The following is a 13,399-nucleotide window of genomic DNA, read 5'->3' on the forward strand; positions in this document are numbered from 1 at the left end:
GGATCTGTGTCAAACGGTCGGAACGGCGGGCGGCGGCTGTCAGCGCCGCCCCACGGTGAAACGGGCGGTATTATCGGCCCGGGTATCGCCGGACATGTCCACGGTCTGACCATTGAAGGTCAGACGCACCCCGGGGGCATTACCCATGAAGACGCGGATGGGCGTGGCGCCCTCAATGCGACGTTCGGAGCCCTTACGCATCAACCCCACCAGGAGGCGCCCGCCCCCGGCATCGGTGATCTCCACCCAGGAGTCTTCTTCAAACCGCAGCACCAGCCGACCCCGCCCGGCCGGCGGTGGCGACTCGGTGGCGGCGGGCGCCGGAATGGCCTCGGTCGGCGGTGCGGGCGGCGTCTCGGTAGCCGGCAGCGACAGGGGCTGCTCCGGGATTGCCGGGGCGGGAATGACGGGCTCGATGGGCTGAGACTCCGGGGCGGCCTCCGGGGCCTCAGGGGCCGGCACGACCCGGGCGGAAAGGGTGGCAACTGAAGGCTCGGGGCGTGCCTGTGCGGCTTCTTCACCACCGGCCACCGGTTCCGTCCGATCGTGGAACAGACCACTGGTGAACAGGAACAGGCCGATGATCAGTGCCGCCAGCAGGATCACTCCCATGATGATCATCCAGGGACCCGAGCCTGCAGTGGATACGGCCTTGTCAACGGGTGCTGGGCGCCCCGTAACCTTGCCGCCGGTCGATGCGGCCGAAGGCGCGATATCGAGCCGTTCCCGCAGCGCGCCGGTGGCCTGTTCCAGGGCACTGATCATGGGCTCGGCATCCACCTCCAGGACCTTGGCACAACTGCGCAGATAACCCCGCACATAGGGAGGCTCGGGCAGCTGTTCGAAACGGTCCTCTTCCAGTGCCTCCAGGGTTCGCAGAGGCAGATGCAGACGCGCCGCCAGATCCTCTTGCGTCATGCGGGCCTGCTCGCGGGCGGCCTGCAGCAACGCGCCCGGCGAAGGCGCTGCAGCCATGGGTGTGTCCCAGTCGTCTTGTTGCATTCTATCTTCTGCCACGGGATTCGGTTTCCAGCAATCGTGTGGTCTGTTCTGAGTCCGGGAAATCGTTCTTCAAGCGCAGGGCGCAGACCCCGGAGGCATCCCGGTTGCCCAATTCCAATTCAGCCCGATAGCAGATCCAGAGGGTCTCCGGGGTATGGGGCATCTGTTCCGTCAGGCGCTGCAGATAGGCGCGGGTCTGGAGATAACGCTCGTTCTCGAAGGTGATACGCATCATCTCATACAAGGCAGGGATGTGGCGCGGGTTGGTTTCCAGGGCCCGACGAAAATACCGCTCCGCCTGGTCTTCATCCGGCTTCTTCAAGACGCAGATACCCGCGTTGGTCCAGGCCACCTCCGGACTGGAATAGAGGGGATTGTCCGCCGCGGCGCGAAACGCTCGGTCGGCCTCATCAAGGCGATCCTGGCGGCACAGGAAGGTCCCGTAGTTGTTCTGCACCGGGGCGTTGCTCGAGTCCAGTTCCATGGCCCGCTGGAAGTGGCGATCCGCCAGCCGGGGATCACGCAGCCGTTCCTGCAGCAAGGCATAGGCGGCATGGACCTGGGCGGAACTCGGGTCCTGGGAGAGGGCACGCTCCAGATTGCCCTTGGCCTGTTCCAGTTGATTGTTGCGCATGTAGTGCAGCCCCAGTTCCACATTCACCTGGGCGGCACGCTGTTCGCGTTCCTGAACCTGAGGCGTGACGGCGCAGCCGGTCAGGATCAGGGCCAGACAAAGTATCAGGCCGGGCAGGACCAGGGTCGGCCTCATGGCGGCGCGGCTCCCGGCGAGTTTTCCAGCCTGGCAAAACGCAGCTCACGGCGGCTCCGGTCTTCCACCCGCCCCACCAGCTGACCGCAGGCGGCATCGATGTCGTCACCCCGGGGACGGCGCGTGATGGTGGTGTAACCGGCCTGCACCAGGATGTCCCGGAACTTGTCGATGGCGGCCCCGGTGGAGCGCCGGTAACGGCTCTCCGGGAAGGGGTTGAAGGGGATCAGATTGATCTTGCAGGGCACATCCTGCAACAGGACGGCCAGTTCACGGGCCTGGGCCTGACTATCGTTGACTCCGTCGAGCAGGACGTACTCCACCGTGACCCGACTGTGATGGCCACCCTTGCCCACATAGCGGCGACAGGCCGCCAGCACCTCGGCGATGGGATACTTGCGATTCAGGGGCACCAGCTGGTCACGCAGGGGATCGTTGGGGGCATGCAGACTCAAGGCCAGGGCCACCTGCAGGCCGGTCTCGCGCAAACGATCCAGGGCCGGCACCACCCCTGCGGTGCTGATAGTGACACGGCGCTTGCTCAGCCCGTAGGCGTTGTCCTCCAGCATCAGGGACATGGCCGCCACCACAGGTTCGAAGTTGAGCAGGGGTTCACCCATACCCATGAGCACCACATTGCTCACCACCCGGCTCTGGCCCTCTTCCGGCTGCAAATGGCGACGGGCGGCATGAAGCTGGCCGATGATCTCGGCGGCGGTCAGATTACGGTTGAAACCCTGACGGGCGGTGGAACAGAAGGTGCAGTCCAGGGCGCAGCCCACCTGAGAGGACACGCACAGGGTACCGCGGCCTTCCTCGGGGATGAAGACGGTCTCGATGCAGTTGCCGTCATCCAGGCGCAACAGCCACTTGTGGGTGCCGTCGCGAGCGGCCTGGGTCATGACGATCTCGGGGGCACTGACCTCGGCATGTTCGGACAGCCAGATCCGCAGCCCCTTGGTCAGGTCCGTCATGGCCGCAAAATCGGTGATGCCGCGCTGGTGGATCCACTTGAGCACCTGAACGGCACGGAAGGGCTTTTCGCCGTGAGCGACGAAGAACCCGGCCAGTTCCTCTCGCGTCATGCCCATCAGATTGGTCTTGGTACTTTCACTCATGGATCTATCCACCGGCGGTGGCCGGAAAAGCATGTGGGGCAAGCCCCTGCCGGGGGCGGGCGGACCCGCCCCCGGTTCGGCATGAAGCCGTCTGTCAGCGGATGCGCGGGCAGAGTTCTTCGGGCTTGAAGAAGAAGGCGATTTCCTGGGCGGCGGTGTCGGCGCCATCGGAACCATGCACGGCGTTCTCGTCAATGCTGTCGGCGAAATCGGCGCGAATGGTGCCGGGGGCGGCGTCCTTGGGATTGGTGGCACCCATCAGTTCCCGGTTTTTGGCAACGGCGTCCTCGCCTTCCAGGACCTGCACCATCACCGGACCGCTGATCATGAAGCTCACCAGGTCGTTGAAGAAGGGACGCGCCTTGTGCACCGCATAGAAGCCTTCCGCCTGCTCACGGCTGAGCTGCATCATGCGTGCGGCAACGATGCGCAGGCCGCCCTTCTCGAAGCGGCTGTAGATCTCACCGATCACGTTTTTGGCGACAGCATCGGGCTTGATGATGGAAATGGTGCGTTCAACAGCCATGGAATGAAACTCCGATATGGGATATGAAGTGCAAGATTGCGACGCAGGTCGTCGTGGCCTGCGTCAGGGGAAGAAGGTTGCATCGCGACGCAGAGGGGGAATGTTACCTTGCGGGGCGGGTGGCAGACAATGACCCGACACCGAAGGCGGTCCTGGAAAGCCCGCGTTCAATCAGCCGTCGTACTCCTCCATCCAGGCCAGTTGCACGGCCTCCAGGATACGCTCCCCGCAGCGATCCGGATCGTCGTCGAACTCCGGCAGAGCCATGATCCAGTGGCGCAGGTCGACGAAATTCACCTGCGCCGGATTCACGTCCGGATGGGCCTCCTGCAGGGACAGAGCGATCTCCAGACTGTCGGTCCATTTCAAGCGCATGGCAGACTCCTAGTGATGTTCGGATACCTGATTGATGGTGTAACGAGGGATCTCCACCACCAGATCCTGGTCCCCCACCCGGGCCTGGCAGGAGAGTCGTGAGTCCGGCTCCAGGCCCCAGGCCCGGTCCAGCAGGTCTTCCTCGTCCTCAGTGGCCTCATTGAGGCTGTCCAGCCCCTCCCGCACATAGACATGGCAGGTGGTGCAGGCACAGGACTTTTCGCAGGCATGCTCGATCTCGATGCCGTTGGCCAGGGCGGCGTCGCAGATAGTGGTCCCGGACTCCACCTCGATGGCAGACCCCTCGGGGCAGATCTCCTCGTGGGGTAGAAAGATGATTTGCGGCATGTGGTCGTTCACTCCCAGCTGGGTTTATTCGAATTCCTCGACGCGATGGCCGGACATGGCCTTGCGGACACTCTCGTTCATGCGCCTGGCCACGAAGGCCTCGCCGGCCCTCTCCATCTCGGCAATGGCCCGGCGGATGGCCTCGTGATCGCCCCCCTGACGAGCCTCCAACAACCGGCGGCCAGCCTCGCGGATACCTTCCAGTTCGCCCTGATTCAGCAGATGGCCATCTGCGGCCAGGGCCGACTCCAGTGCCTCCAGGACCCGATCCGCCTCCACCTGCTGTTCCCGCAGGCGACGTGCCTGCATGTCCTCGGCGGCATGACTGCGGGAATCGGTGAGCATGGACTCGATTTCGCCGTCGGTAAGGCCGTAGGAGGGCTTCACCTCGATGCCGGCCTGAACCCCGCTGACCATTTCCCGGGCCGTCACATTGAGCAGGCCGTCGGCATCCACCTGATAGGTGACTCGCACCCGGGCGGCACCCGCCACCATGGGCGGAATCCCGGAGAGGGTGAAACGGGCCAGGGAGCGGTTGTGGTCCACCAGATCCCGCTCCCCCTGGACCACGTGGAGAACCATGGCGGTCTGGCCGTCCTTGAAGGTGGTGAACTCCTGGGCACGGGCCACCGGGATGGTGGTATTGCGGGGGACCAGATGCTCCACCAGGCCACCCATGGTCTCAATGCCCAGGGACAGAGGGATCACGTCCAGCAGCAGCATCTCGTCGCCGGGCTTGTTGCCGGCCAGGATGTCCGCCTGCAGGGCGGCCCCCACGGCCACCACCTTATCCGGATCGATGTCCACCCGGGGTTCGCGCCCGAAGAACTCCCCGACCCGCTCCCGCACCCGGGGCACGCGGGTGGAGCCACCCACCATGACCACGTCGGTGATCTCGTCGCGGCTGACCCCGGCATCGCGCAGGGCGCGCCGGCAGGCGGACAGGGCCTTGCTGATCAGGGGGTCGATGAGACAGTTCATCTGGTGGCAGGTCATGCAGCCGGTCCAGTATTCGGAATCGGATCGGGCCACGCGCAGCTGCGCCTCGTCACGATCCGTGAGCGCCTCCTTGACGGCGCAGGCATCGAGGATGAGCTGGCGCATGCGACGATGCCCCGCATCTCCTTCGATGCCCGCCTCCTGCATCATCCAGGCGGCGATGGCGCGGTCGAAATCGTCACCGCCCAGGGCACTGTCACCGCCGGTGGCCAGGACCTCGAAGATCCCCTTGTGCAGACGCAGGATGGAGATATCGAAGGTACCCCCACCCAAGTCAAAGACCGCGATCAGGCCTTGATGGCCCTGATCCAGACCGTAGGCGATGGCGGCGGCCGTGGGCTCGTTCAGCAGGCGATAGACATTCAGCCCGGCCAGGCGCGCGGCATCCTTGGTGGCCTGGCGCTGGGCGTCGTCGAAATAGGCGGGCACGGTGATCACGGCCCCGTCCAGATCCCCGTCCAGGGTCGCTTCCGCCCGGCGGCGCAGGGCCGTGAGGATCTCGGCGGAGACCTCCACCGGGGTCACTTCCCCCGCCTGGGTACGGATGCGGGGTACGCCGCCCTCCCCCGGCGCGAAGTCGTAGGGAACGTGGCCGGCCAGGGTCTTGAGATCTCCCACGCCCCGGCCCATCAGACGCTTGACCGAGGACAGGGTATTCAGGGGATCCAGGGCGGCGAGGCGCCGGGCCTCATGCCCCACCAGCACCCGAGCCTCGGCACCGTAATGCACCACCGATGGCAGCAGGTGGAGACCGGCCTCGTCCGGCAGGGTTTCAGCCACCCCGTTGCGCACGGTCGCCACCAGGGAGTTGGTGGTCCCCAGGTCGATCCCCACTGCGAGACGTCGCTGATGGGGGTCCGGCGACAGGCCGGGTTCGGAGATCTGCAATAGCGCCATGGCGAGTTGAGTCCGTCTTGATGGGTTCTTGGGGATACCCCTGTTCAGGGCAAGTCGTCTTCCAGTCGCTCGCGGATACGCTCCAGCTCATCACGCAGACGATTGAAAAACCGCAACTTGAGGACCTGTTCCCGGGCCTGCGCCAGGTCACCGGCGGCCCAGGCAGCCTCAAAGGCCTCAATCAGGGCATGGTGGCGAGCCTCGATGTCTGCGGTCACCCGATCCAGGGCGGCAAAAGGGTCCGCGGCTTCCGGCACCGCTTCCAGGGTCTCTCGGAGTTCCATCTGATCCATGAGGAAGGCGGTATCCGAGGCGGTGGCCCGGTCATCATCCACCTCCACCCCCCGCAGACTGAGCAGATACCGGGCCCGACGGGTGTCGTCCCTGAGGGTGGCATACGCCTCGTTCACGTGGGACGACCCCTGCACTGCCAGACGACGCTGCTGTTCCGAGGCCTGGGCGAAGCGGTCCGGGTGCAGATCGGCCTGCAAGGCCCGGTAGGCTCGGGACAGGGCCTCCAGGTCGATGCGAAACTCCCGGGGCTGGCCCAGCAAGGCAAAGTAGTCACGCCCGAAATCCAGCGCCGGACCGATGGGCGCCTCCTGCTCAGACATTGAAGCTCTCGCCACAGCCGCAGCGGGAGTTCTCATTGGGGTTCTTGAAGCGGAAACCCTCGTTGAGCCCTTCTCGGGTGTAGTCCAGCTCCATCCCGTCCAAATAGACCAGGCTGCGGGGATTGATCACCACCTTGACGCCCTTGTCTTCAAAGACGGTATCACCCTGCTCCAGTTCATCCACGAACTCCATGATGTAAGCCATGCCGGAACAGCCGGTGGTCTTCACCCCCAGGCGCAGACCAATGCCCTTGCCTCGCTTTTCCAGAAAGCTGCGCACCCGGTCGGCGGCGGTGTCGGTCAGAATGATGGCCATGTCTCTTGACTCTCCTTCTCAGGCGGTTTCGGTATCGACCGTACCGCCGGATTTCTTGCGATAGTCGGCAATGGCGGCCTTGATGGCATCTTCGGCCAGCACCGAGCAGTGGATCTTCACCGGCGGCAGAGCCAGTTCCTCGGCAATCTGGGTGTTCTTGATGGCCGCGGCCTCTTCCAGGGTCTTGCCCTTGACCCATTCGGTCAACAAGCTGGAACTGGCAATGGCGGAGCCGCAGCCATAGGTCTTGAACATGGCCTCTTCGATGACACCGACATCGTTGACGCGGATCTGCAGCTTCATCACATCCCCGCAGGCCGGGGCACCCACCATGCCGGTACCCACATGAGGATCCGCCTTGTCCAGGGAACCCACGTTGCGGGGGTTTTCATAGTGGTCGATGACTTTGTCGCTGTAGGCCATTTCCGGTTACCTCTCCAAACTCTGAATAGTAATGTCTTCATGTCCTGCCTCACGGGGCAGGACGTGCGCAGGTCAATGGGCGACCCATGCCACCGATTTCAGGTCCACCCCTTCCTGGTGCATCTCCCAGAGCGGCGAGAGGTCGCGCAGCTTCTGTACCGCCCCGCGGACCAGGGTGATGGTGCGATCGATATCGTCCGTAGTCGTATAGCGGCCCACGGAAAAACGGATGGAGCTGTGGGCCAGTTCGTCGTCACGACCCAGGGCGCGCAACACATAGGAGGGTTCCAGGCTGGCACTGGTGCAGGCGGAGCCGGAAGACACGGCGATGTCCTTGAGCGCCATGATCAGGCTCTCGCCCTCCACGAAATTGAAGGAGACATTGAGGCTGCCCGCCACCCGGCGCTCGGCATCGCCATTGAGATAGACCTCGTCCATGTCCGACAGACCGGCCCAGAGACGGTCGCGCAACTGGCGCAGACGCTGGTTTTCCTGAGCCATCTCCTCACGGGCGATGCGGAAGGCTTCGCCCATGCCGATGATCTGGTGGGGCGCGAGGGTACCGGAGCGCATGCCCCGCTCATGCCCGCCGCCGTGCATCTGGGCTTCAATCCGCACCCGGGGCTTGCGCCGCACATAAAGAGCCCCCACGCCCTTGGGGCCGTAGCTCTTGTGGGCGGAGAAGCTCATCAGGTCGACGGGGAGCATGGCCAGATCGATGTCCACCTTGCCGGTGGACTGGGCCGCATCCACGTGATAGAGGATGCCGCGGGCACGGGTCAGAGTGCCAATGGCCTCGATGTCCTGGATCACGCCGATCTCGTTGTTCACGTGCATGATGGACACCAGCACGGTGTCGTCACGCAGGGCGGCCTCAAGCTTGGTCAGGTCGAGCAGGCCATTGGGTTCCGGATCCAGGTAGGTCACTTCATACCCTTCCCGCTCCAACTGGCGACAGGTGTCCAGGACGGCCTTGTGCTCCGTCTTCATGGTGACGATGTGGCGCCCCTTCTTCTGGTAGAAATGGGCCGCCCCCTTGATGGCCAGGTTGTCCGCCTCGGTGGCGCCGCTGGTCCAGACGATCTCCCGGGGATCGGCGCCCACCAGGGCAGCCACCTGTTCACGGGCCTCCTCCACCGCCTTTTCCGCCTCCCAGCCGAACGGATGGGAACGGGAGGCAGGGTTGCCGAACAGGCCGTCGATGGTGAGATGGCGGGCCATCTTTTCTGCTACCCGCTCATCCACCGGGGTGGTGGCGGCATAATCCAGGTAGATGGGTCGATTGTTCTCGCTCACGGCTTCACTCCTGGGCCTGTTCATTCCACGGACTGGGATGCAAGCCCGGCACCGGCACCACTGCGGGCGCCGGCAGGCTGGCGTGACATGATGCTGTCCTGGCGGGCGGCCACTTCCTGAACGCCGTTACGACGCATGACGTCGGCCAGGGTGATGTTGGCCAGGAAATTGTGGATCTGGGCGCTCAGGTCGGACCACAGATCATGGGTGAGACAGCGATGGCTGTCCTGGCAATCCACGGTGCCGCCGCAGCGGGTGGTATCCACTTTTTCATCCACCGCCGAAATGACGTCGGCAATGGCAAGCTCATCCGCCGGTCTGCTCAGGGTGTAACCACCGCCGGGACCGCGGGTGCTGACCACGAGACCACGCTTTCTCAGGCGCGCAAAGAGTTGTTCCAGGTAGGATAGTGAGATACCCTGTCTGCCCGAGATATCCGCCAGGGAGATCGGCCCCTGGTCATTGTGGATCGCCAGATCCAGCATCGCCGTCACGGCATAGCGCCCCTTCGTTGTCAGTCTCATTGCCTCTCTCCCGTATGATCCGTCCGGGTATGCTAACAATACCTTATCTTTTTGGTCAAGTATTAACGCCCCGTCGTGACTCAGCTCCGTCCTGCCCCTGCGCGGACGACCCGGCCAGATCCCCCAGTTCGTCCGCCTGGATTTCCTTGATGTGGGAGTCATCCACCTGCGCCCCCATGGCCTTGAGGGCGTGGCAGTTTTCGTCCATGCGCTGATCCAGGGTATGCAGGTGGTCCAGGATGCGGGTAATGGCCGTGGCCACCGGGTCCGGCATATCCTGGGTGGTGCCGTAGGCATCGAACCCCATCTTCAGGGCCATATCCTCCCGCCGCCGGTCCTCATCGCTCCTGGGGGTGATGACGCGCCCGGGAATCCCGACCACCGTGGCACCGGCAGGTACGTCCCGCAGCACCACGGCGTTGGAACCGACCCGGGCGCCCTCACCGATGCGGATGGGGCCGAGGATCTTGGCCCCCGCCCCCACCACCACGTTGTCCTCCAGGGTGGGATGACGCTTGCCCTTCCCCCATGAGGTCCCGCCCAGGGTCACACCATGGTAAAGCGTGCAGTCGTCACCGATCTCGGCGGTTTCGCCGATCACCACCCCCATGCCGTGGTCGATGAAGAAGCGCTGACCGATGGTGGCACCCGGATGGATCTCGATCCCGGTCAGCCAGCGCCCCAAAAAGGCCAGATAACGTGCCAGCCAGCACAGGCGTAAACGCCAGAGTGCATGGCTCAGGCGGTGCAGCAGCAGGGCATGCAGCCCCGGATACGTGGTGATTACTTCGAAAGTATGCCGGGCAGCCGGGTCCCGGTCGAAGACACAGCGAATATCGTCGCGCAGGCGTTGGAACATGGAGGGTCCTGATGGCCGACCCGTGAATTGGCGCCGGCATGGGTCTTTTTGGAGTCATTGTACCCCGATCGTCAGGGCTTGCCAGAGTGTTCCGGTGGGCCTTTTGCCGCCTGGGTGAGGATGCCCCGCAGGATGTTCACCTCGTTGATGGTGGGGTCGGCCTTGGCAAACAGACGGCGCAGGCGACGCATCAGGTGCCGCGGGTTGTCCGGATCCAGAAACTCCAGCAGCAGCAGCGTCTCCTCCAGATGGGCATAAAGCCGCTCCAGCTCTTCATGACTGGCGGGCAACTCCCCGCCGGTGGGTGCCGGTGCCGATGCGGGGGCATGGGCCAGGGCGGCCATGCGCAGCTCGTAACTGAGCACCTGCACGGCGGCCGCCAGATTCAGGGAGCTGTATTCCGGGTTGGCCGGGATATGGATCAGGGCCTGGCAGCGATCCAGCTCTTCATTGGTCAGCCCGGTCCGCTCTCGCCCGAACAGCACGGCCACCGGCCCCGTCGGGACGACTTCGAGCAGCCTGGCCGCCGCCTGTCTGGGGTCCAGTTCGGGCCAGCGCAGGGTGCGCTGGCGGGCACTGGTTCCCAGCACCAGACGACAGCCCGCCAGCGCTTCGTCCAGGTCATCCACCACCCGGGCACGGGCCAACAGATCATCGGCCCCGGAGGCCCGGGCCGTGGCCTCGGCGCTGGGATAATCCTGGGGGGTCACCAGCCGAAGGTCCGACAGGCCCATATTCTTCATGGCCCGGGCCACCCCGCCCACATTGCCCGGGTGGGAGGTATTGACGAGCACGATCCGGACCGGATTCAGTAATTCCATGGGTTCAGTTATCATCTATGGCTGTGTATCTTCTTTGATCTCCCCGCGGCCTGCACGGTCGCGGCCCTGTTTCCCAGCTCATCCCGGAAGTCTTCCATGCATCCCTTGCTCAATATCGCCGTCAAGGCGGCCCGCGCCGCGGGACAGGTCATCGTACGTCATGCGGATCGGCTTGATACCCTCACCGTCCAGGACAAGCAGCCCAACGACTTCGTGACCGAAGTGGATCGCATGGCGGAGCGGGAGATTATACGCGTGATCCACCGGGCCTACCCCGGTCACGCCATCCTGGCGGAGGAAAGCGGCACTCAGGGCAGCAACGAGGAGTTCCAGTGGGTGATCGATCCCCTGGACGGCACCACCAACTACCTCCACGGCATCCCCCAGTATGCGGTCTCCATCGCCCTCAAGCAGAGGGGACGCCTGGAACACGGGGTGGTCTACGACCCGGTCAAGGAAGAACTGTTCGCCGCCAGCCGCGGCGCCGGTGCCACCCTCAACAATCGACGCATTCGCGTAACCCAGCCCCGGGACATGACCGGCGTCCTGCTGGGCACCGGCATCCCCTTCCGGGAAGACCAGAACCTGGACTACTACCTGCGCACCCTGAGCGCCCTGCTGCCGGGCACCGCCGGCGTGCGTCGCGCCGGGGCGGCTTCACTGGATCTGGCCTATGTGGCCGCCGGTCGACTGGATGGTTTCTGGGAGATCGGCCTGCATGAGTGGGACATGGCGGCCGGCGTACTGATGGTGCAGGAGGCCGGCGGCCTGGTGAGCGACCTCAAGGGCGATCCCGACCATCTGGTGACCGGCAACGTGGTGGCCGCCGGTCCCAAGGTGTTCAAGGGCATGCTGCAGAGGCTCAATCCGGTGGTGAACCGGGCGTGAAATTGCACGGGTTTATCGGCCGAGAAACCCGTTCCTCGAATACCCCCCGATCTTCCTGATCCTCGGCCAATTCCATACCAGGACTTCCAAATGGCTCGATGCGCCGCGCTTTGCGCGGCGTGCTATCGCAGTCACTCTCGCACCCGGATTTCATCACCCGAAAAACCGATCCAGTGCAGGAAGGATTGATGCTGCGCAGGATAGCAGCGTTCGAACTCGCTGTGGATCCGATTGTTATGTTTCTTTGCCTATGATAGGGTGTGTATATAGCAGATATTAATACACATAGGTGATTTATGAGAACCAACATTGTTATAGATGACAAGCTAATGATGGATGCCCTTAAAGCCTCTGGCCTGAGCACTAAAAGAGAAGTTGTAGAACAAGGGCTTAAGCTTCTGGTGCGACGTAGCCAGCAGCAGGAAATTCGCAAGCTCCGAGGTCGAATCAAGTGGGAAGGCGACCTTGACGAAATGCGAGGCGGCAAATGATATTGGTCGATACCAGTGTCTGGATCGACTACCTTAACGGCACTCAGAGCCGGCACACCGATGCTCTTGACGCTGCTATTGTTGAGGGCGTCGTTGCCATGGGGGATTTGATATTTCTGGAAATTCTTCAGGGAATCCGGGACGACCGGGAATACCGCACGACCAGGCAAAGCCTAATGACGCTGGACCAGCTTGAAATGTTTGGAAAAGACATGCCCGAGAAGTGCGCGGAGAATTACCGAGCACTGCGCAAAAAAGGAATAACTATCCGAAAAACTACGGACGTGATTATTGCGACTTACTGCATTGAGCAGAAGTTGCCCTTGCTTTTCACTGACCGCGATTTCATTCCTTTTGTTGATCATCTCGGCCTGGTCTCAGCGCTGCCGGAAACGTAACGCCTCAATAACCGGGGCTACAACGGAGCGGAGCGTAGTGTAAGCCGTCCAGCGCCGCAGACGCGAAGTTGACTGACAGATCATGAGTGCTCATTTCTTTCTGCCGAAGTTGTAGTGCTGGAAGTTGGGTACAACAATTTCCTTACCGACCGACAGCTTTTCACCACAATAAGGGCAGAACGCAACCTGGATCTGAACGGTTTCTATTGTCTGCCCTTCACACTCAAGATAATGGTCGTTTTCCAAATCTTCTTCTGTGGCGACCCTGCTCAAGTTTAGATAGATATTGCCGTCATCTTCATCAAACCACACCTCTGCAAGTGAGCAGGAGGAGCATTCATGAATCAAAGCTGGCGCCTCATCGCATCCATCCACGGGGGTGTCCATTCCCTCACGAATAGACTCCCGCATACCCGGTACGGAGAGCAGGTAAAGCGTTTCCTGGATTGCAGACCAGTCTTCCTCGGAGACCAGGACAGCCTTGTTCCGCTTACCCATGATGACGATTGGTTGGTGGGATTCGGCGGTCTCGTCAATCAACCGATAAAGGTTGCTGCGCGCCTCAGTTGCTGAGATTGCGGTCATGACGCACCTCTTGAGTGTTAAAACTCTCACCAAATGTACGCCTTTGAATACGTAGGTCAAGATGAACGCCCAGCATAACGCCTCGCATCACCGGCAGCAGAAAGCAGAGCGAGGAACGAGCGCCGCTTTTTGCTGTCCGAGTGCATGCGA

17 protein-coding genes and 1 pseudogene are annotated in these 13,399 nt (G+C 62.9%); 3 read left to right on the forward strand and 15 right to left on the reverse strand.

The features are described 5' to 3' along the window. Nucleotides 1–39: 39 nt before the first annotated feature. The 14 genes from LQ956_RS09625 to trmJ form a co-directional block, all read right to left on the reverse strand. The gene (locus tag LQ956_RS09625; protein ID WP_238629893.1) at nucleotides 40–975 is read right to left on the reverse strand and encodes a helix-turn-helix domain-containing protein; all 936 of its coding nucleotides are present in this window, start codon (nucleotides 973–975) and stop codon (nucleotides 40–42) included. Nucleotides 976–1,003: 28 nt separating this feature from the next. Next, on the reverse strand, nucleotides 1,004–1,771 hold the full coding sequence (gene pilW, locus LQ956_RS09630; RefSeq protein WP_238621194.1) for a type IV pilus biogenesis/stability protein PilW: 768 nt from the start codon (nucleotides 1,769–1,771) through the stop codon (nucleotides 1,004–1,006). Then, nucleotides 1,768–2,889 carry a dual-specificity RNA methyltransferase RlmN gene (rlmN, locus tag LQ956_RS09635; RefSeq protein ID WP_238621195.1) on the reverse strand — a complete coding sequence of 374 codons (1,122 nt, stop codon included), beginning with the start codon at nucleotides 2,887–2,889 and terminating at the stop codon, nucleotides 1,768–1,770. The genes pilW and rlmN overlap by 4 nt, the downstream gene beginning before the upstream one ends. 94 nt (nucleotides 2,890–2,983) lie before the next feature. After that, on the reverse strand, nucleotides 2,984–3,415 hold the full coding sequence (gene ndk / locus LQ956_RS09640; RefSeq protein WP_238621196.1) for a nucleoside-diphosphate kinase: 432 nt from the start codon (nucleotides 3,413–3,415) through the stop codon (nucleotides 2,984–2,986). Between the two features lie 171 nt (nucleotides 3,416–3,586). After that, a complete protein-coding gene (gene iscX, locus LQ956_RS09645; RefSeq protein WP_238621241.1) occupies nucleotides 3,587–3,784 on the reverse strand; it encodes a Fe-S cluster assembly protein IscX in 198 nt (65 codons plus the stop codon). A gap of 15 nt (nucleotides 3,785–3,799) precedes the next feature. Continuing rightward, nucleotides 3,800–4,138, reverse strand: coding sequence for an ISC system 2Fe-2S type ferredoxin (gene fdx, locus LQ956_RS09650; protein WP_238621197.1), 339 nt, complete (start codon nucleotides 4,136–4,138; stop codon nucleotides 3,800–3,802). A 24-nt stretch (nucleotides 4,139–4,162) separates the two neighbouring features. Then, nucleotides 4,163–6,034 (reverse strand): Fe-S protein assembly chaperone HscA, encoded by a 1,872-nt coding sequence (gene hscA / locus LQ956_RS09655; RefSeq protein ID WP_238621198.1) that lies wholly within the window; start codon nucleotides 6,032–6,034, stop codon nucleotides 4,163–4,165. 44 nt (nucleotides 6,035–6,078) lie between these two features. Then, nucleotides 6,079–6,648 (reverse strand): Fe-S protein assembly co-chaperone HscB, encoded by a 570-nt coding sequence (hscB, locus tag LQ956_RS09660; RefSeq protein WP_238621199.1) that lies wholly within the window; start codon nucleotides 6,646–6,648, stop codon nucleotides 6,079–6,081. Next, nucleotides 6,641–6,964 carry an iron-sulfur cluster assembly protein IscA gene (gene iscA / locus LQ956_RS09665; protein WP_238621200.1) on the reverse strand — a complete coding sequence of 108 codons (324 nt, stop codon included), beginning with the start codon at nucleotides 6,962–6,964 and terminating at the stop codon, nucleotides 6,641–6,643. The genes hscB and iscA overlap by 8 nt, the downstream gene beginning before the upstream one ends. Nucleotides 6,965–6,982: 18 nt before the next feature. Beyond that, nucleotides 6,983–7,387 (reverse strand): Fe-S cluster assembly scaffold IscU, encoded by a 405-nt coding sequence (gene iscU / locus LQ956_RS09670; protein ID WP_238621201.1) that lies wholly within the window; start codon nucleotides 7,385–7,387, stop codon nucleotides 6,983–6,985. Nucleotides 7,388–7,459: 72 nt separating this feature from the next. Next, nucleotides 7,460–8,683, reverse strand: a complete 1,224-nt coding sequence (locus LQ956_RS09675; protein ID WP_238621202.1) for an IscS subfamily cysteine desulfurase — start codon at nucleotides 8,681–8,683, stop codon at nucleotides 7,460–7,462. 20 nt (nucleotides 8,684–8,703) lie between these two features. Then, nucleotides 8,704–9,207: a Fe-S cluster assembly transcriptional regulator IscR gene (gene iscR, locus LQ956_RS09680; RefSeq protein ID WP_238621203.1), complete on the reverse strand. Its 504-nt coding sequence runs from the start codon at nucleotides 9,205–9,207 to the stop codon at nucleotides 8,704–8,706. Nucleotides 9,208–9,262: 55 nt separating this feature from the next. Continuing rightward, nucleotides 9,263–10,066 (reverse strand): serine O-acetyltransferase, encoded by an 804-nt coding sequence (gene cysE, locus LQ956_RS09685; RefSeq protein ID WP_238621204.1) that lies wholly within the window; start codon nucleotides 10,064–10,066, stop codon nucleotides 9,263–9,265. A 71-nt stretch (nucleotides 10,067–10,137) separates the two neighbouring features. Next, a complete protein-coding gene (trmJ, locus tag LQ956_RS09690; protein WP_238621205.1) occupies nucleotides 10,138–10,887 on the reverse strand; it encodes a tRNA (cytosine(32)/uridine(32)-2'-O)-methyltransferase TrmJ in 750 nt (249 codons plus the stop codon). A gap of 96 nt (nucleotides 10,888–10,983) precedes the next feature. Here trmJ and LQ956_RS09695 point away from each other — a divergent pair, with 96 nt between their 5' ends. From LQ956_RS09695 to vapC, 3 genes are all read left to right on the forward strand, one after another. Next, the gene (locus LQ956_RS09695) at nucleotides 10,984–11,775 is read left to right on the forward strand and encodes an inositol monophosphatase family protein (RefSeq protein WP_238621206.1); all 792 of its coding nucleotides are present in this window, start codon (nucleotides 10,984–10,986) and stop codon (nucleotides 11,773–11,775) included. Between the two features lie 296 nt (nucleotides 11,776–12,071). Further along, the gene (locus LQ956_RS09700) at nucleotides 12,072–12,266 is read left to right on the forward strand and encodes a type II toxin-antitoxin system VapB family antitoxin (protein ID WP_008933105.1); all 195 of its coding nucleotides are present in this window, start codon (nucleotides 12,072–12,074) and stop codon (nucleotides 12,264–12,266) included. Beyond that, nucleotides 12,263–12,664 (forward strand): type II toxin-antitoxin system VapC family toxin, encoded by a 402-nt coding sequence (gene vapC / locus LQ956_RS09705; protein WP_238629894.1) that lies wholly within the window; start codon nucleotides 12,263–12,265, stop codon nucleotides 12,662–12,664. The genes LQ956_RS09700 and vapC overlap by 4 nt, the downstream gene beginning before the upstream one ends. Nucleotides 12,665–13,021: 357 nt before the next feature. Here the strand turns inward: vapC and LQ956_RS09710 are convergent. Beyond that, a pseudogene (locus LQ956_RS09710) lies at nucleotides 13,022–13,249 on the reverse strand (type II toxin-antitoxin system Phd/YefM family antitoxin); the annotation flags it as partial. Between the last annotated feature and the right edge of the window lie 150 nt (nucleotides 13,250–13,399).

The sequence above is a fragment of the Ectothiorhodospira lacustris genome (genome assembly GCF_022227845.1).
In the GTDB taxonomy this organism is placed as follows: Bacteria; Pseudomonadota; Gammaproteobacteria; order Ectothiorhodospirales; family Ectothiorhodospiraceae; genus Ectothiorhodospira; species Ectothiorhodospira lacustris.